A 16,280-nucleotide genomic window follows, 5' to 3' on the forward strand; every position below is an offset into this window, starting at 1 on the left:
AATGAACCCGGCCGTCGGCTTCCAGCAGGTGACAAAGCGCTTCGGGCCGGTCCAGGTGCTGCACGGCGTGAGCTTCGCTTTCGCACCCGGCCGCGTGTACGGTGTGCTGGGCGAGAACGGCGCCGGCAAGTCCACGCTGATGAAGATACTGGCCGGCTACGAACAGGCCAGCGAGGGTTCGGTGGAGATCGCCGGCCAGGCCGTGAGTTTCCGCGGCCCGCGCGACGCCGAAGCCGAAGGCATCGTGATGATCCACCAGGAGTTCAACCTCGCCGATGACCTGACCATCGCCCAGAACATCTTCCTCGGGCACGAGTTGATACGCCACGGCTTTCTGGACGAGGCAGAGATGGCGCGCCGCGCCGAGGCGGCCATGCGCTCGGTGGGGCTTACCTGCAGCCCCGGCCGGCGGGTGCGCGACCTGATCGTGGCCGAGAAGCAGCTGGTGGAGATCGCCAAGGCGCTGAGCCGCAATGCCCGCGTGCTGGTGATGGACGAACCCACCGCCACGCTCACGCCGTCGGAAATCGACCGGCTGTTCGGCCTGATCGCGCAATTGCGCGACAAGGGCGCCACGGTGCTGTACATCTCGCACAAACTGGATGAAGTCGAGCGCATCACTGATGAGGTGCTGGTCATGCGCGACGGCCGCCTGGTGGCGCAGCGGCTCACGGGCAGCGTGAGCCGGCACCAGATGGCCAACCTCATGGTGGGCCGTGAACTGAGCGACCTGTTTCCCCCGCGGCAACCCGTGCCGGACGGCGCGCAGGTGCTGCTGAAAGTTGAGGGCCTGCAGGTGCCCGGCTGGGCGCGGGACGTGAGCTTTCAGGTGCGCTCCGGCGAGATCCTGGGTTTCGCCGGGCTGGTCGGCGCCGGGCGAACCGAGTTGTTCGAGGGCTTGCTGGGCCTGCGCCCGTCGAGCTGCGCGGCGGTGGAGATCACGGGCCGCCCATGGACGCGGCGCAGCCCGCGCTCGGCCGCGGGCCGGGGGCTGACTTACCTGAGCGAAGACCGCAAGGGCCGCGGCCTGCACCTGCGCATGGGCCTGGCAGAGAACCTCACCCTGATGGCGCTGGAGCAGTACGCCCGGCCCTGGCTCGATCCCGCAGCGGAGCGCGCGGCCCTCAAGCAGGCCAGCGAGGCCTTCGGCATCCGTGCGTCGGCCGGTGTGCCGGCATCGGCGCTGTCCGGCGGCAACCAGCAGAAACTGGCGCTGGCCCGCGTGCTGCAGCCGCGGCCGGAAGTCGTGGTGCTTGACGAGCCAACGCGCGGCGTGGACGTGGGGGCCAAGCGCGACATCTATTTCCTGATCCAGCGCCTGGCCGCCGAGGGCCGCGCCGTGGTCATCGTCTCGTCCGAGCTGCTGGAGCTCATCGGCCTTTGCCACCGCGTCATCGTCATGCGCCAGGGCAGGCTGGCGGCCGAGCTGCCGCAGGACCAGCTCACCGAAGAATTGCTGATCGCCCATGCAACTGGAACCCACTAAGCCCATGGCCGGCGCAGCGCCGGCGCCTATGGCCGCGCGCCGTTGGCCCGGCCTGCGCGGCGGCGGCCCGCTGGCGGGCCTGGTCCTGGTGTGCCTGCTCGGCGCCATGCTGAACGAGAACTTCGCCAGCCTGGACAACGTCATGAACGTCCTCACGCGCACGGCCTTCATCGGCATCATCGCCGTGGGCATGTGCTTCGTGATCATCTCCGGCGGCATCGACCTTTCCGTGGGCTCGATGGCGGCATTGATCGCGGGCACCATGATCCTGCTGATGAACGCCGCCGCGGGCGCCGGCTGGCCGCCGCTGGCCGCCATCCTGGCCGGCATGGCCTGCGCCATCGCGCTCGGTGCGCTGTTCGGCCTGGCCCATGGCCTGCTGATCACCAAGGGGCGCATCGAACCCTTCATCGTGACCCTGGGCACGCTGGGCATCTTCCGCGCCTACCTGACCTACTTTTCCAACGGCGGCGCGATCACGCTGGACGGCGCGCTGGCCAGCGCCTACGGCCCGGTGTACTACGGCAGCTGGCTGGGCGTGCCGGTGCCGGTATGGGTCTTCATCGTGGTCGCACTGCTGGGCGGCCTGATCCTGAACCGGACCGCCTACGGCCGCTATGTGCAAGCCATAGGCTCCAACGAGCAGGTGGCCCGCTACGCGGCCGTCGACGTGGACCGCGTGAAGGTGCTCACCTACATGCTGCTGGGCATCTGCGTGGGTGTAGCCACCGTGCTCTACGTGCCGCGCCTGGGCTCGGCTTCGCCGGCCACGGGCCTGCTCTGGGAGCTCGAGGCGATCGCGGCGGTGATCGTCGGCGGCACGGCGCTCAAGGGCGGCGCCGGCAGCATCACCGGCACCGTGATCGGCGCGGTGCTGCTTTCGGTGATCAGCAACATCCTGAACCTCACCAGCATCATCAGCGTGTACCTGAACGCCGCGGTACAGGGCTTCGTGATCATCGCGGTGGCGTTCTTCCAGCGCGGGCGCAAATGATGGATTTCACCACCGGCACTGCCGTTTTTCAGCCAACCCAAAGAGGAGACAAACCATGAAACCGATCACCCAATTGCTCGCGGCAGGCGCCGCCGTGCTGGCCTTGTTCGGCACCGCGCCGGCGGCGCTGGCGCAGAACAAGCCGCACATCGGCGTGTCCATCCCGGCCGCCACCCACGGCTGGACGGGCGGCGTGGTGTACTGGGCCAACCGCACCAAGACGGAGCTGGAAAAGCAATACCCCGGCCTGAAGGTCACCGTCAAGACCGCCGGCTCCGCCGCGGAGCAGGCTAACCAGGTCCAGGACCTGCACACGGCCAACAAGATCGACACGCTGGTCATCCTGCCCTTCGAGTCGGCCCCGCTGACGCAGCCCGTGGCCCAGGTCAAAGGCAGGGGCGTGTACGTGACGGTGGTCGACCGCGGCCTGACCGACCCCAGCGCCCAGGACGCCTACGTCGCGGGCGACAACCCCGGCTTCGGCAAAGTGTCGGGCGAATACCTGGCCAAGGCGCTGGGCGGCAAGGGCAACGTCGTTGTGCTGCGCGGCATCCCGACGGTCATCGACAACCAGCGCGTGGACGCGTTCATGGCTGTGATGAAGGGCCAGCCGGGCATCAAGGTACTGGACGCCAAGCACGGCAACTGGAACCGCGACGACGCTTTCAAGGTGATGCAGGACTTCCTGACGCGCTTCAAGCAGATCGACGCCGTCTGGGCTTCCGATGACGACATGGCCGTCGGCGTGCAGAAGGCCATCGAGCAGGCCAAACGAACCGACGTCAAGCTGGTGCTGGGAGGCGCAGGCTCCAAGGACTACATCAAGAAGGTGATGGACGGCGACAAAACCGTGACGGCCGACGTCACCTATTCGCCCAGCATGATCGCCGACGCGATGAAGCTCACCGCGGCCGCGCGCGTCAAGGGCGAGAAGCTGCCGGCCTCCACCATCATCCCCTCGGTGCTGGTGACCAAGGACAACGCCAAGCAATACTATTTCCCCGACTCTCCGTTCTGAGGCAGCCATGGCCAGACCCGTCACACTTTTTACCGGACAGTGGGCAGACCTGCCACTGGCCGAACTCGCACCCCTGGCGCGCGGCATGGGCTATGACGGGCTCGAGCTGGCCTGCTGGGGCGATCATTTCAACGTGCAGGAAGCGCTGGCGAGCGAAAGCTATGCGAAGGACAAGCGCGCGCTGCTCGAAAAACACGGCCTGCGCTGTTTTGCCATCGGCAGCCACCTGGTGGGCCAGGCCGTGTGCGACCTGATCGATGAACGCCACAAGGCCATCCTGCCCGCGCATGTCTGGGGCGACGGCGATCCGGAAGGCGTGCGCCAGCGCGCCGCGCGAGAGATGCAGGACACCGCCCTTGCCGCGGCCAGGCTAGGCGTGAAGGCCGTCACCGGCTTCACGGGCTCGTCGGTCTGGCATTCGCTGTACGCCTTCCCGCCGACCTCGCAAGAGTACTGGGAGCAAGGCTTTCGCGACTTCGCGCAACGCTGGAAGCCCATCCTGGACACCTTCGAGTCCGTGGGCGTGAACTTTGCCCTGGAGGTCCACCCCACCGAGATCGCTTTCGACACCGCCTCGGCGCAGCGCGCCGTCGAAGCCGTGGCGGGGCACAAGCGCTTCGGCTTCAATTTCGACCCCAGCCACCTGGGCTACCAGGGGGTGGACTACGTGAAATTCCTGCGCACCTTCCATGACCGCATCTACCACGTGCACATGAAAGACGTGTGGTGGGGCAAAGGCGACGGCACCGTGGGCGTGTTCGGCGGCCACACCAGCTTCGGCGACGCGCGCCGCCACTGGGACTTTCGCAGCGTGGGCCGCGGCATGATCGACTTCGAGTCCATCATCGTGGCCCTGAATGACATCGGCTACGCTGGCCCGCTGAGCGTGGAATGGGAGGACAGCCGCATGGACCGGGTCCACGGCGCCACCGAAAGCGCCGCCTATTCCAAGCGCCTGGACTTCAAGCCGGCGGCCGGCGCCTTCGACGCGGTTTTCGACAAGGCCAAACAAGGCGGGATGGCCGGGTCATGAAAAAACTGCGTTATGCCATGGTGGGCGGCGGGCAGGGCGCTTTCATCGGTGCCGTGCACCGCAAGGCCATGGCGCTGGATGGGCAGATGGAACTGGTGGCCGGCGCGCTGTCGTCCGACGCTGAGCGCGCACGCACGTCAGGCCGGGAACTCGGCCTGCGCCCGGAACGCAACCACGGCCGCTGGCAAGACCTGCTGGCCGACGAGCTGAAACGGCCGGCGCAGGACCGCATCGACTTCGTGTCCATCGTCACGCCCAACCACGTGCACTTCCCGGTGGCGCTCGCCTTCGCCGAGGCGGGCATCCACGTGGTCTGCGACAAGCCGCTGGTGCACAGCAGCGAAGAGGCCCAGGCGCTGGAGCATGCCGTGCAGCGCAGCGGCTGCGTCTTCGGGGTGACCTATAACTACACCGGCTATCCCATGGTGCGCGAAGCCCGCGAGCTGGTGGCCAAGGGCGTGATCGGCGAAGTACGCAAGGTCATCGTTGAATACAACCAGGGCTGGCTTGCCACCAACCTCGAAGCGACGGGCCAGAAGCAGGCCGGCTGGCGCACCGACCCCGCACGCAGCGGCCTGGCGGGCGCCATCGGCGACATCGGCTCGCACGCCGAGAACCTGGTGGCGACCGTCACCGGGCTGGAACTGGACAGCATCTGCGCCGACCTGACCGCCTTTGTGCCCGGCCGCCGGCTGGACGACGACGGCAATGCGCTGCTGCGCTTTAGCAACGGCGCCAGGGGTGTGCTCATCGCCTCGCAGATCGAGGTGGGTTGCGAGAACGACCTGCGCCTGCGGGTGTTCGGCACGCAAGGCACGCTGACCTGGCACCAGGAAGAGCCGAACCGGCTGGTTCATTCGCCCATCGACGGGCCCGCGCGCGTGCTGACCCGCGGCTCGCCCTGGCTGGGCGAGGCCGCGCGCCGCGCCACGCGTCTGCCGACCGGCCATCCCGAGGCCTTCCTCGAAGCCTTCGCGAACGTCTACCTCGGCGTGGCCGCGCATATCCGCGCGCTGCAGGCCGGCCTGGCGCCGGATCCGCTGGACGCCGACTATCCACGTCTGGCCGATGGCGCGCGCGGCGTGCGCTTCATCGAAAAAGTGGTGGAGTCCGCCGGCAGCCAGGCCAAGTGGACGCCGATGCGCTGACGCATGTTCCTCGGCATCGATCTCGGGACCTCCAGCGTCAAGGCTGTCGTGCTGGACCGCCGGCACCAGGTGCTGGCCGTCGGCACGGCGCCCCTGGCGGTCGACCAGCCGCAGCCGCTGTGGCGCGAGCAGCATCCCGATGCCTGGTGGCAAGCTTGTGATGGCGCCGTCCGGGAAGCGCTGGCCGGTTTGGCGGCGGCGGGGCACAGCCCCGGCGACGTGGAGTGCATCGGCCTGACCGGCCAGATGCACGGCGCCACCCTGATCGATGCGCAAGACCAGGTCCTGCGGCCCTGCATGCTCTGGAACGACGGGCGTTCCGCCGCGGAATGCGAGTTGCTGGAAAACAAGGTGCCCCGGTCGCGGCAGATCACCGGCAACATGATGATGCCCGGCTTCACGGCGCCCAAGCTCTTGTGGGTGGCGCGCCATGAGCCGGCGGTATTCGAGCGCGTGCGCCGCGTGCTGTTGCCCAAGGACTGGCTGCGCTGGCGCATGACCGGCGAATACGCCAGCGACATGTCCGATGCGGCAGGCACGCTGTGGCTTGACGTTGCCAGGCGTGACTGGAGCGACGAACTGCTCGCTGCTTGCAACTTGTCGCGCGCGCACATGCCGGCACTGCAAGAGGGGCCGGAGCCGACGGGCAGCCTGCGTGCGGATATTGCGCAGCGCTGGGGCTTGCGCCCCATCCCGGTGGCCGCCGGCGCGAGCGACAACGCCGCCGGCGCGCTTGGTGCCGGCGTTTTCCGTGCCGGCGACGCGATGCTGTCGCTGGGCACCTCGGGCGTGGTGTTCGTCGCCACGCGTGAATTTGTCTCCAATCCCGGGCAGGCCGTGCACAGTTTCTGCCATGCCTTGCCGCAGGCCTGGCACCTGATGTCGGTCATGCTGTCGGCGGCGTCGTGCCTGGATTTCACCGCCTCGTTGGTCGGCGAGCCCGACGTGGAACGGCTGCTGGCCGAGGCCGAGGCGCGCGGCTTGAGATCGTCCACGCCGCTGTTCCTGCCCTACCTGAACGGAGAACGCACACCCCACAACAACCCGCATGCCCAGGCCGTGTTCTTCGGCCTGAATGCCGGCACCGAACGCGCCGACCTGGTCAATGCCACCCTGGAAGGCGTGTGCCATGGGCTGGCCCAGGGCATCGCGGCCTTGCAGGCCACCGGCGCCGGGCTCGAAAAGGTCAGCCTGATCGGCGGCGGCTCGCGCAGCGCCTACTGGGCGCAGATGCTGGCCGACGCCACAGGGCTGGAAGTGATCCGGCGCGAGGACTCCGCCGTGGGCCCCSCCCTGGGCGCGGCCCGGCTGGCCTGGCTTTGTGTGGACAAGGCCGACGCGCAGGATGTCTTCAAGGCGCCCGCGGCATTGGACAGCTTTTCGCCCCGGCCCGTCGAGCAAGCGCGATGGAAAGAGCGCGCGGCGCGTTTTGCGTCGCTGTACAACAGTGTTGCGCCTTTGTACGGACCGGGCGCGGCGCCTGGTTGAGCTTTTTTTTGGGAACCCCGCTTCGTTCATCGTGCGTAGGTGAAGGTCAAACTGTCAGCCTAGAATCGGTCCGCGGGGTTCTCCCGACCGTCACCCAGCGTTTAGGCTTTACCGATGAATGACCTTGTTGCCGAATATCGAGCCATGCCCTGGGCCACGGATCACTTGCCGGATTCCGGCTTGAACCATCGCAAATGCGAAATCATCCGGGCGCTTGATTCGGAGGCGAACCAGGACGATGTCTCCCAGCTGCTTCTTGATGTGCTCCGGGAACCCCTGGAGTTTGACCTGGCGCGCGTTGAAGCCATCCAGGTTGTCGGGCTCTACGTCGATGAGAGCAGCTCCCTGCGCAATGAGCTCTTCAATGAGGTCATCCGCATATTCAACAGTGAAGACGAGGATGAGATGCTCCAAGGCTGGGCTGAACGGTACGTGGAGCGCCTGGAGCAAGCTTTGAAGAATACTGATTAGTCTATGAGCCTAAAAACAGATCGCCGTAGCCGGGCCGGTGATTCGTTCATGCCGGAACCGCTTCGCGGCGCAGCTAACTCAGGTGTCAGGCCTCAATGAGAAATCACGTATTACCGCTAGTCATTCGGCTCGTGGCGTTTATGACGCCATTGTTCCTTCTGCATCTTTACGCACAAAGCGCGTTTGAGTATGCACGCACACAAGAGCGCCACGGGGATGCTGGCCTGGGGATTGCCATTCTTCTTGGGTTCATTACCTTGGTCATGCTAGGCGCGTTTTTGGTTGACTTCATCATCCAGATCCGAAGGAGAAGGCCTCTGAGCTATTTGACTAGCGCTTTCATCGTGCTGCTACTCCTCATGCCGTTTGGCTGGTTCGCGTGCAATTGGCTTGGACTTCATCAAAGTCTTGCTTGCAGGGTTCCCATGGTGGCTTTCAGTCAGGTTCTAGGCTGGCTTCATTTGTGAGGCCCGGAGGACCGGGTGTTTGTGATGACGAGCGCGGTCGCCGCTCATCTCCATTGAAGTCAATGGGAAAGGAGCGCAGTGCAATTTGCATGTTGATGAGAATAATTTGTAACGACAAAGAGGTTTACGCCCTATGAAGTCAGGTCGAATTACGTTCCCGGACAACCCGTGGCCTGAAGGCCATGCCCTCAAGCAGTTTCGGTGGTCCGCCGAGCGCAGGGGCGACGACGTGTGGTTTCACTTCCATCTGGAAACCGAGGATTACGACGCCGAAAGAGACATCGAAGAAGATGCGGACGAGGACCATCCCTCGGCTTGGGAGGCGCCGGGGGTCTGGTGCAACTACGGCAGTTGCACCATCTCCTCCGACCAGTGGCATCAGGGCGGCTTTCGAGGCTGTTCCCTCGCACAGTTCGCGCCCGGGTCTGTTGATGGACTTCGGCTCCATTTGGACCCGCCTCCCTATGACCTGACGGAAGCCTACGAAGCGCGTGCATTTCATGTCTATCTGCTCGGGCATGATTGCGTGGTGGATCACGCAATCGCCTTTTCCCGTGTGGAGGGTGCGGGCCTGTTCGATATCACCTGGGAAGGCAAGATTGCCCTGACCTACGTGGGTGACTTTGAGCCGAAGTATTGCTTTCTTGCCGAGATGAAAGGCGTTCCGTTCCCGAAGGTCACGGATGGCTCCTTATGACACCGGCTAACTCACTCGCTGCATTTGAGCAGCGCCTCTTGCTTGGCGGTCGCCCCGCGTCGGCACTCACAGCCTCCGAAGGTGTGGAGGCCATGCTTGCCTTCTACGCCTCCGAACGATGCGATGGATGCGTCCTCGAGGAAGACGGAGATATGCTGCTCTTTCAGTGGGGCACCTATAACTGGGGCGACTTAACGCACTTTGAGCTCAACATCACTCGCCAGCTTATGACGGGTGGTGACGGTGGTGGCGACGAGGATGAAGATGATGATGAGGGCATCCTTCAGCTGTCCCTGACCTTTCGATTCCCACCTACGGCAGAACTCCAAGCCTTGGGAAGCGGCAATGAATGGTGCGCTACGCCGTCTGGCCTGCCTGCATTTCGGGCTTACATTGATGCCTGCCCCGCTTTCGAGCGGGTCGGCTGCCAGGCCCCTTTCGAGGTGGCGCTTCATCTCGGTTCGGTGTGATCGACGCAGCACCGGCGCCGAATTGGCGCGGGCAGCAGAGCGCGCGCAGCGTGAGTTGCTTCTTTGCTCTTGACGCCGTCGTGCATGCCGATGATGCGTGACCTTGGACACACAAAGTTACTCGCCACTCCGTTGCTTCATTGCTTTAGCAAGGCTCGTGTCAGCGTCACGCTGGAGTATGGGCAGCTTTTTCACGCAGGCCACGCATGACTGCTCATGCGTGGCCTCTCATCATTAATAAATTCAGGGGGAATGATGTCTACGATGTCCATCGTTATTTCAGTTGCATGTGTGTTTGCCGTGTACTTTGCCGTGCTTTTTGTCTACATGAAGAAAAAAAAGGCCCGCCAGCTCGACGAATTCAAATCAAAGCACTCCGGCAATCCATTGGATGAAAAACAAAAAAGAGCACTGGCATTTGGCGGAATCCTGTTCAGCAACCGGTTCGAAAAAATCCTGACCATTCTTCCGGAAGATGACTTGAACACATACATTGCCGGGCTCAAGAATCAATGGGAAATCGAGAATTCCAACGACGCCAAAGAGGCGCTCGAAAACCTGCTCAACCTCAATAAAAGCAAAGACATTGATGCCTTCCTTCAAGGCTCGTCGGGGCAAGTCAAGGCAGCTCAAAAAGAGATTTCAAAAGAACTGGGAATTCCCCTGGCGTCCGTGGAAGCGACGCGGTCGACTTTTGGCTGGGACACCATGAGGGCGGTGTCATTGGCCAGGTGGTGCTATTGGGCGGGGTATCTCACGGAGCAGGAAACCTGGGAATTCATCCACAAAGCCGCAGGTATCGCCAGCACACTCGGCAAGAGCTGGGAAGACTATACGGTTTCGTTCCTGTTAGGCCGAACCATTCATGGGTTTGACCTGGAAGACATCGGCTCAATGGCCAAATACATCCTGAATGGGAAAACAAGAGGCGATGAGAATACCGATATTTATTTGAAGTATTCGTACAAATAAAACAGCTTGCCTGACCTGGCGCCGGAACTTTGAAGGAGCGTCGGTGCATACCCCGCTTCTTGTCCAATTCCCCGTCAGTCAATGACAGCAAGGCAATCCCTGCGCAATACCTGCATCGCGATAGCGGTGAGTTCAATTCTCGCCGCTTGCGGCTCGCACGATCCCCAGCCGTTGGAACGAACGCCACCCGCGCCTGCTGCTTACAACACGGTGGTACTGCCACCAGTGGTGTACGGGCATTACCGAGGCCGCCAGATGTCTGAGTCCGATGATGCGTGTGGCGTGCCGGACCCATTGCGCCGGGCGGTGCAAGACCGGTTGAAAGCGCGGTATGAAGTTGTGCTTCCCGCGTTGGGTGTCGGTAGGGTGGCTGCCCCTTTGCTGAAGATCGAGATCATGGACGTCGTGACCGTCAGCGCCGGCGGCCCCACGATTGTGGTCATCCACGCTGCGCTCGAACGGCCGGGACTGCCGGCCGTGCACTTCAAAGGCATGCGCCAGAGGCACATTCAGCATTCCGACATCAAGGCGGAGACCACCGAGTGCAGTGCAATGGATGCGGTGATCCAGGGCTTGGGGGTGGACCTTGCGACATGGATGCTCAAGCCGGTGGATGGGGTGTCTCTGGTGAATGGCGAGTGAGCGGTGCCACTTAAGCGTTCTAGGGGACTCGCAAAACTATTGTCACAAGCTGCAAAAGAGCGGTTCTCGGGTCGCAATGACAACGAGGGGTTAACTCTGATGCGGTTCGCGACAACAGGCTTTCATCAGGTGTCGGTGTCGAACAACGCCGCACCGCGCTTCATGAGGCTGCTTGCAATCACAGTACGATGAATTTCGGAGGTGCCGTCGAAAATCCTGTAAACCCGCGCATCGCGGTAATAGCGCTCAATTGGCAGCGCTTTGCAGAAACCCATGCCGCCGAATGCCTGTACCGCCCTGTCGGTGAGCCGGTACTGCCCACCCACTTCGAACAGCGCGTTCGAGCCCGTCAGGCTGCCCGCATCTGTGCAGCCGCCGGCATCTCTACCAGAGTGTCATCGGGAGCCAGTTACTGTTTTGAGATGAAGCGTCAAAAAAACGGCGGCAGCAGTATCTACCCTCCCCAATCCACGTGTGTTGGAACACGCCGCCTCTGCTTCATTCAGGAGGCCGCCGCCGAAGCCTCAAAGGCCAGGCGGCGACTGGCCCGTCAACCACTGGCGCAGCGATTGGATCACGGGCGCCTTGGCGCGCTCGTTCGTCGTCACCAGAAAGTAACTGCGCGGCGAAATAAAGGGCTTGTCATTCAGCTTGACCAGGCGCCCGGTCTGCAGCGCCGATGCGCTCACATAGTCCGGCGCCAATGCGACGCCCAGACCGGCCTCCGCTGCCATCAATGCAAGCGACAGCAGACCGTAGTGGGCACCCGGCATCGGGACTTCTACAGACGCGCCCAGCTGCCGCAGGTAGGCCGGCCATGAGTTGGGCACCATGCTCTGGTGCAGCAAGGGCAGCGCTGCCATTTGTGTGCCCGTCAGCGGCGCTGCCAGCCGGCTTAGCGTGGGAGCTGCAAGAGGAAAGGAGTGCAGGGGGTGTAGCAGGTCGGCCACGCAGCCGGGCTCCGGCCCTTCGCAGTAGACGATGGCCGCGTCCAGCCCCGAGTCGCGCATGCTGATGGGCCCGGTATGCGTGGCCACGTCCAGCTGGATTTGCCGGTGCGCGATGGCGAAGGCGCACAGCCGAGGCATGGCCCACAGCGTGCCAAAGGTGGTGGGCACAGACAGCCGCAGTATCTTGCCTGGCATGGAGCCCATGGACGCGGCGATGGTCGCCGACTCCAGCTCGTCCAGCAGGGTTCGCACCCGCCGCAGGTAGCTGGCACCGTCAACCGTCAGCTCCATCCCGCTAGTTGTGCGCCGGCACAGTGCAACGCCGACAAAGCCCTCCAGGTCCGACAGCTGGCGGCTCACCGCGCTTTGCGTCAGGCCCAGTTCATCGGCTGCGGCAGTGATGCTCAGGCGCCGTGCAATGACCTCGAAGGTGTTGAGGTTGACGATGGAGGGCAGGTGGCGCTGCGTCGGATATTTCATGGCGGTTACGGCCATTATTGACATGGCATCCGTTCTCCCGCAATGAAAAAGGCTATGCGGGCATGAAATAAATGCAGGGGGGTATGCGCTTATTCCGTTGGACAGTCCGGCGCTCATGCCTGATATTCAGGGCGCCCCAGTGGGCAGCCCATCAAGAACAAAACGTTGGAGTCACCGATGCTGAAATTTCAAACACGCCTTGTGCTCCTGTTGGCGACGGCCGCGCTGGCTGGCACCGCCCTGGCGGCAGACTGGCCCGCCGCCCAGCCCATCAAGCTGATCGTGCCCTCGGCCGCCGGCGGCACGCCCGACCAGACCAGCCGCAAACTGGCCTACTACCTTCAGGACAAGCTCAAACAAGCGGTGATCGTCGAGAACCGCCCCGGCGCGGCAGGCACCATTGCCATGCAGGCGGTGGCCACCGCCAAACCCGACGGCTATACGCTGGGCTTCGGCAATATCGTGACCATGGCCATCAACCGCAGCCTGATTTCCAAGATGCCCTACAACCCCGACAAAGACCTGGCGCCGGTGGCCGTGCTCTCGCAGGTGCCCAACGTGCTGGTGGTCCGCCAGGGCCTGCCCGCAGCCTCGGTGCGCGAATTGGTCATCTATGCCAAGAGCCACCCGGGCCGCCTGGCCATGGGCTCGGGTGGCAACGGCACCACCAGCCACCTCAGCGGGGAAATCCTCAAGGAAAAAGCCGGTATCAGCTTCAACCACATTCCCTACCGCGGCGCCCCGCAGGCGCAGAGTGACCTGATCGGCGGGCAGATCGACTTCATGTTCGACAACCTGCCGTCCATGGTGGGCGCGATCCAGTCGGGCAAGGTGCGTCCGCTCGCGGTTACCAGCAAACGTCGCTCGGCGCTGCTGCCCGACGTGCCGACCATGGAAGAGGCCGGCATTGCAGGCTTCGAGGTGGTGGCCTGGGGCGGCATTGTGGCACCGACCGGCACGCCTCGGCCCGTGATCCTGCGCCTGAACCGTGAGATCAACAACTGGCTGCAGGCGCCTGCGACCAAAGCCGAATTCGCGCAAGTGGGGCAGGTCGCACTCGGGGGAACCCCCGAGTTTTTCAAGACGCATATCGACAGCGAGGCCAAAAAATGGGGTGACGTAATCCGTAATGCCGGAGTGAAGCTTGACTGAGCTTGCCTTGCCTTCTCGCGTAGACCTGCTGCTGCGTGTCTGCCATTCGCTCCACACCCGGTTGCGCTGACAGGCGCAACCACATACCAAAACAGGCCCCAAGGACAAGCATGCTCAGTTCCCCCGTCCCCGCTACCCAGGTTCTCGCGCACTGGGCTGCCACGGTCCCCAATCAATGGGGTGAATCCACCTTGCGCACGGCAGAGCACTCCCTGGAGGACACCATTGCTGCCATGGTGGCAGGTGCTGGGGACCCGGTTTGCGCCTCTGTACGGGCGGGATTGCGCGCCGTGGGTCCGGTCCCGATAGTGGGCAGCAGCACCGGGACTTGTGCCGCCTTCAGCGCGCTGGCCAACGGCACGGCAGCCCATGCGCGGGAGCTTGATGAGATGTTTTTGGTCGCAGGCGGCCATTTTGGCTGCGCTGTGATCCCGGCCCTTCTGGCGCAAGCCCACGAGATCGACGCCACGCTGGACGCCGTGCTGGACGCGCTGATAGTCGGAAGCGAGGTGATGGCCCGCGTCGGGATGGCGATGGACCGGTCCCATGCCGAAAAAGGCTGGCATGGCACCCAAACCATTGGTGTCATTGCTGCCGCAGCCGCTTGCGCCAGGCTGCTCGGGCTGGGCGTCGGCGGTATGACACACGCCCTCAGCCTGGCTGTTTCCATGGCAGCTGGGCCCAAGGTCCAGTTCGGCACCGACACGAAACCCGTGCATGCCGGATTGGCGGCCCAAGGCGGTGTGCTGGCCGCATCGCTTGCGGCATCGGGCGTCACCGGCAGTGATAAAGCCCTGGAAGGCCCGCATGGGTTTGGCGCACTCTACGCCGGGGACTCGGCTGCCAACTGGCAGTCCGTGGCCGCGGTCAACGACGGCCCGCTGGCGATCGACAGCCACGGCCTGGCGTTCAAGCTGTATCCCAACTGTGCGTCCACACACCGCTGTCTGGACGCGTTGCAAGCCCTGGCCACGGAATACCGATTCGGCATGGAGGACGTGGAGCGCGTCGAAACATTGGTCGGGCGCGTCAACCTGGTGAACCTCAAATACCCGGAGCCGCGGGATCCCCGCGAGGCCATGTTCTCCATGCCCTACGCGGTGGCAACGATGCTCCGTTACGGCACGGTCACGTTGGCTGACTTCACGCCGCAAGCGGTGCAGGACGACCTGACCCGGCGCCTCATGCCACGCGTCGCAATGCACCTGGACTCGACACGCGTAGAAACCGCAACGCAGCTGCTTCCCCACACCACAGTCGTAACCTTGAAGGACGGACGGCACCTGGAGCGTGTGGTTCACCACGCCAAAGGGTCATTCCTGAATCCGTTTTCGCCGTTGGAGCGGCAAATCAAATTCGAACAATGCACAACGGGCATTCTTCCGGAAGAGCGCGTGGCAACGCTTCGCGACAACCTGGCTCGACCGCAAGGCGTCAAGGTTCGCCAATTGCTGGCGCTGCTGCAGTTCGAAGCCTGGGTCGATGACGGCACGCGTTTCGGCCGTCTACGAGACGGGTCGCGAATCTCTCCTTGACCCCCAATTGAATTCAGTCCCTGCTCAGGCAGGCCCGAACCTGACGATGGAACTGGTGGTGGCCACCGCACAAAAAGGAAAGTCTCACCATGTGCAACCGTTGCTTGTCGTCAGCTTTCGCCGAAATCCTGATGGCACTGACTGTGGGTGGTTTTTTGATGGGAGCCGGTCCGACACTCGCCGCAGAGATCGTAGTAGGCCAGGTCGGCCCCATGTCAGGGCCGGAGGCCGGTCAAGGCCGCGCTTACGCCGCCGGCATGCAATTGCATTTCACCGCCCTGAACAAGGCCGGCGGCATCAACGGTCATAAGTTCACACTCTTGCGCAAGGATGATGGGGGGAGGCCCGACGACACGGTCACGTTGACCAAGCAGATGATTGCCGAAGATAAGCCGCTGGTCCTGGCCGGCTACTTTGGCGGCAAGAATGTTGCAGACTTGGTGTCTGCGGGAATTTTGGCAAAAGAAAAGATCGCCCTGGTGGGCTACCGTACTCCGGAGATCCAGCCGGACACCCCCTACCTGTATAGCGTGCGGGCAGGCCTGCGCGACGAGATTTCCAAACTTATTGAGCATATGGCCACCATCGGGATTAAGCGCTTGGGGCTTTTTCATGAGGCTGGGACGGGCTCGACTTCGGTAATCGCCGCGGCCGAGGATGCGGCCAGAAAAGCTGGAGCGACTATCGAGGGACGCGCCTCCTATGTCGCTAACACGGCCAGCGTCACTGACGCCGTGGACACCTTCATGAACATGCAGCCGCAGGCGATCATCATGGTTTCCAGCGGGTCTGCTGCGGCCGGCTTTATTGAGAAGTACCGCATCGCTGGCGGCGCTGCTCAATTGCTTGCGCATTCTGGCGCCGACATCGAGCAGCTCTCTAAACGGTTGTCCCCGGAGCAGATGCAAGGTGTGGCTATCGCCCAAGTAACGCCAAGTCCGTACAAGGTCTCCAACCAGCTCGTCAAGGAATTTACTGACACTGTAGCCAAGATACATAAGCTGGAAGTGCCCGTGAGCTACGCCATGATGGAGGGCTACATCGCTGCTCGCGTCATTTCTGAGGCGATACGCCGCCAAGGCAGCAGGCCCAGCCGCGAAGGGACCGTTCTAGCCTTGGACAGCATGAGTAATTTTGACCTTGGTGGTTACTTGATCAGCTTTAAACCTGGACAGCACTCCGGCTCCAGCTTCGTCGAGTTATCCATCGTCACCAGTGCCGGCAGGATTCGCCAATAGCTCAAATAATTTGCCATTGATCAGTGGGGTAATAGCAGC

The 16,280-nt window shown here is 63.3% G+C and carries 16 protein-coding genes; 14 read left to right on the forward strand and 2 right to left on the reverse strand.

Translation table 11 applies throughout. From position 1 onward, the window contains the following. The first annotated feature begins 1 nt into the window (after position 1). The 11 genes from AC1D1Y_RS01570 to AC1D1Y_RS01620 all read left to right on the forward strand — a co-directional run bounded on the left by AC1D1Y_RS01570 (position 2) and on the right by AC1D1Y_RS01620 (position 10,886). Positions 2-1,486 (forward strand): sugar ABC transporter ATP-binding protein, encoded by a 1,485-nt coding sequence (locus tag AC1D1Y_RS01570; RefSeq protein ID WP_477680806.1) that lies wholly within the window; start codon positions 2-4, stop codon positions 1,484-1,486. Beyond that, the gene (locus AC1D1Y_RS01575; RefSeq protein WP_477680807.1) at positions 1,467-2,480 is read left to right on the forward strand and encodes an ABC transporter permease; all 1,014 of its coding nucleotides are present in this window, start codon (positions 1,467-1,469) and stop codon (positions 2,478-2,480) included. Before AC1D1Y_RS01570 ends, AC1D1Y_RS01575 begins: the two co-directional genes overlap by 20 nt. Positions 2,481-2,535: 55 nt before the next feature. Further along, positions 2,536-3,498, forward strand: a complete 963-nt coding sequence (locus tag AC1D1Y_RS01580; RefSeq protein WP_477680808.1) for an ABC transporter substrate-binding protein — start codon at positions 2,536-2,538, stop codon at positions 3,496-3,498. A 7-nt stretch (positions 3,499-3,505) separates the two neighbouring features. Further along, entirely contained in the window at positions 3,506-4,531 is a 1,026-nt protein-coding gene (locus AC1D1Y_RS01585; RefSeq protein WP_477680809.1) for a sugar phosphate isomerase/epimerase family protein, read from the forward strand. Then, positions 4,528-5,679 (forward strand): Gfo/Idh/MocA family protein, encoded by a 1,152-nt coding sequence (locus tag AC1D1Y_RS01590; protein ID WP_477680810.1) that lies wholly within the window; start codon positions 4,528-4,530, stop codon positions 5,677-5,679. Before AC1D1Y_RS01585 ends, AC1D1Y_RS01590 begins: the two co-directional genes overlap by 4 nt. Before the next feature lie 3 nt (positions 5,680-5,682). Beyond that, positions 5,683-7,167, forward strand: a complete 1,485-nt coding sequence (gene xylB, locus AC1D1Y_RS01595) for a xylulokinase (protein WP_477680811.1) — start codon at positions 5,683-5,685, stop codon at positions 7,165-7,167. A 114-nt stretch (positions 7,168-7,281) separates the two neighbouring features. Then, positions 7,282-7,638 (forward strand): hypothetical protein, encoded by a 357-nt coding sequence (locus AC1D1Y_RS01600; protein ID WP_477680812.1) that lies wholly within the window; start codon positions 7,282-7,284, stop codon positions 7,636-7,638. A 600-nt stretch (positions 7,639-8,238) separates the two neighbouring features. Then, a complete protein-coding gene (locus AC1D1Y_RS01605; protein ID WP_477680813.1) occupies positions 8,239-8,802 on the forward strand; it encodes a hypothetical protein in 564 nt (187 codons plus the stop codon). A gap of 92 nt (positions 8,803-8,894) precedes the next feature. Beyond that, entirely contained in the window at positions 8,895-9,272 is a 378-nt protein-coding gene (locus AC1D1Y_RS01610; RefSeq protein WP_477680814.1) for a hypothetical protein, read from the forward strand. A 264-nt stretch (positions 9,273-9,536) separates the two neighbouring features. After that, complete coding sequence (locus AC1D1Y_RS01615; RefSeq protein WP_477680815.1) at positions 9,537-10,244, forward strand: DUF1266 domain-containing protein; 708 nt, start codon at positions 9,537-9,539, stop codon at positions 10,242-10,244. Between the two features lie 255 nt (positions 10,245-10,499). Further along, a complete protein-coding gene (locus tag AC1D1Y_RS01620; protein WP_477680816.1) occupies positions 10,500-10,886 on the forward strand; it encodes a hypothetical protein in 387 nt (128 codons plus the stop codon). A 125-nt stretch (positions 10,887-11,011) separates the two neighbouring features. Here the strand turns inward: AC1D1Y_RS01620 and AC1D1Y_RS01625 are convergent, their stop codons facing one another. Next, entirely contained in the window at positions 11,012-11,212 is a 201-nt protein-coding gene (locus AC1D1Y_RS01625) for an acyl-CoA dehydrogenase family protein (RefSeq protein ID WP_477680817.1), read from the reverse strand. Positions 11,213-11,410: 198 nt separating this feature from the next. After that, positions 11,411-12,316 (reverse strand): LysR substrate-binding domain-containing protein, encoded by a 906-nt coding sequence (locus tag AC1D1Y_RS01630; RefSeq protein WP_477680818.1) that lies wholly within the window; start codon positions 12,314-12,316, stop codon positions 11,411-11,413. Between the two features lie 177 nt (positions 12,317-12,493). Here AC1D1Y_RS01630 and AC1D1Y_RS01635 point away from each other — a divergent pair, with 177 nt between their 5' ends. The 3 genes from AC1D1Y_RS01635 (at position 12,494) to AC1D1Y_RS01645 (ending at position 16,241) form a co-directional block, all read left to right on the forward strand. Beyond that, complete coding sequence (locus AC1D1Y_RS01635; RefSeq protein WP_477680819.1) at positions 12,494-13,468, forward strand: Bug family tripartite tricarboxylate transporter substrate binding protein; 975 nt, start codon at positions 12,494-12,496, stop codon at positions 13,466-13,468. 110 nt (positions 13,469-13,578) lie between these two features. Then, complete coding sequence (locus tag AC1D1Y_RS01640; RefSeq protein ID WP_477680820.1) at positions 13,579-15,003, forward strand: MmgE/PrpD family protein; 1,425 nt, start codon at positions 13,579-13,581, stop codon at positions 15,001-15,003. A 131-nt stretch (positions 15,004-15,134) separates the two neighbouring features. After that, positions 15,135-16,241 (forward strand): ABC transporter substrate-binding protein, encoded by a 1,107-nt coding sequence (locus tag AC1D1Y_RS01645; protein ID WP_477680821.1) that lies wholly within the window; start codon positions 15,135-15,137, stop codon positions 16,239-16,241. The last annotated feature ends 39 nt before the right edge of the window (positions 16,242-16,280 follow it).

It is taken from the genome of Polaromonas sp. P1_G1, assembly GCF_056405595.1.

Excerpts from the sequence above, each read along its gene's own strand:
- AC1D1Y_RS01575 (WP_477680807.1), top strand. The coding sequence starts at position 1,467 with ATGCAACTGGAACCCACTAAGCCCATGGCCGGCGCAGCGCCGGCGCCT.
- AC1D1Y_RS01600 (WP_477680812.1), top strand. The coding sequence starts at position 7,282 with ATGAATGACCTTGTTGCCGAATATCGAGCCATGCCCTGGGCCACGGAT.
- AC1D1Y_RS01615 (WP_477680815.1), top strand. The coding sequence starts at position 9,537 with ATGTCCATCGTTATTTCAGTTGCATGTGTGTTTGCCGTGTACTTTGCC.
- AC1D1Y_RS01645 (WP_477680821.1), top strand. The coding sequence starts at position 15,135 with ATGGCACTGACTGTGGGTGGTTTTTTGATGGGAGCCGGTCCGACACTC.
- AC1D1Y_RS01590 (WP_477680810.1), top strand. The coding sequence starts at position 4,528 with ATGAAAAAACTGCGTTATGCCATGGTGGGCGGCGGGCAGGGCGCTTTC.
- AC1D1Y_RS01605 (WP_477680813.1), top strand. The coding sequence starts at position 8,239 with ATGAAGTCAGGTCGAATTACGTTCCCGGACAACCCGTGGCCTGAAGGC.
- AC1D1Y_RS01630 (WP_477680818.1), bottom strand. The coding sequence starts at position 12,316 with ATGAAATATCCGACGCAGCGCCACCTGCCCTCCATCGTCAACCTCAAC.
- AC1D1Y_RS01610 (WP_477680814.1), top strand. The coding sequence starts at position 8,895 with ATGCTTGCCTTCTACGCCTCCGAACGATGCGATGGATGCGTCCTCGAG.
- AC1D1Y_RS01640 (WP_477680820.1), top strand. The coding sequence starts at position 13,579 with ATGCTCAGTTCCCCCGTCCCCGCTACCCAGGTTCTCGCGCACTGGGCT.
- AC1D1Y_RS01570 (WP_477680806.1), top strand. The coding sequence starts at position 2 with ATGAACCCGGCCGTCGGCTTCCAGCAGGTGACAAAGCGCTTCGGGCCG.
- AC1D1Y_RS01580 (WP_477680808.1), top strand. The coding sequence starts at position 2,536 with ATGAAACCGATCACCCAATTGCTCGCGGCAGGCGCCGCCGTGCTGGCC.
- AC1D1Y_RS01620 (WP_477680816.1), top strand. The coding sequence starts at position 10,500 with ATGTCTGAGTCCGATGATGCGTGTGGCGTGCCGGACCCATTGCGCCGG.
- AC1D1Y_RS01585 (WP_477680809.1), top strand. The coding sequence starts at position 3,506 with ATGGCCAGACCCGTCACACTTTTTACCGGACAGTGGGCAGACCTGCCA.
- AC1D1Y_RS01635 (WP_477680819.1), top strand. The coding sequence starts at position 12,494 with ATGCTGAAATTTCAAACACGCCTTGTGCTCCTGTTGGCGACGGCCGCG.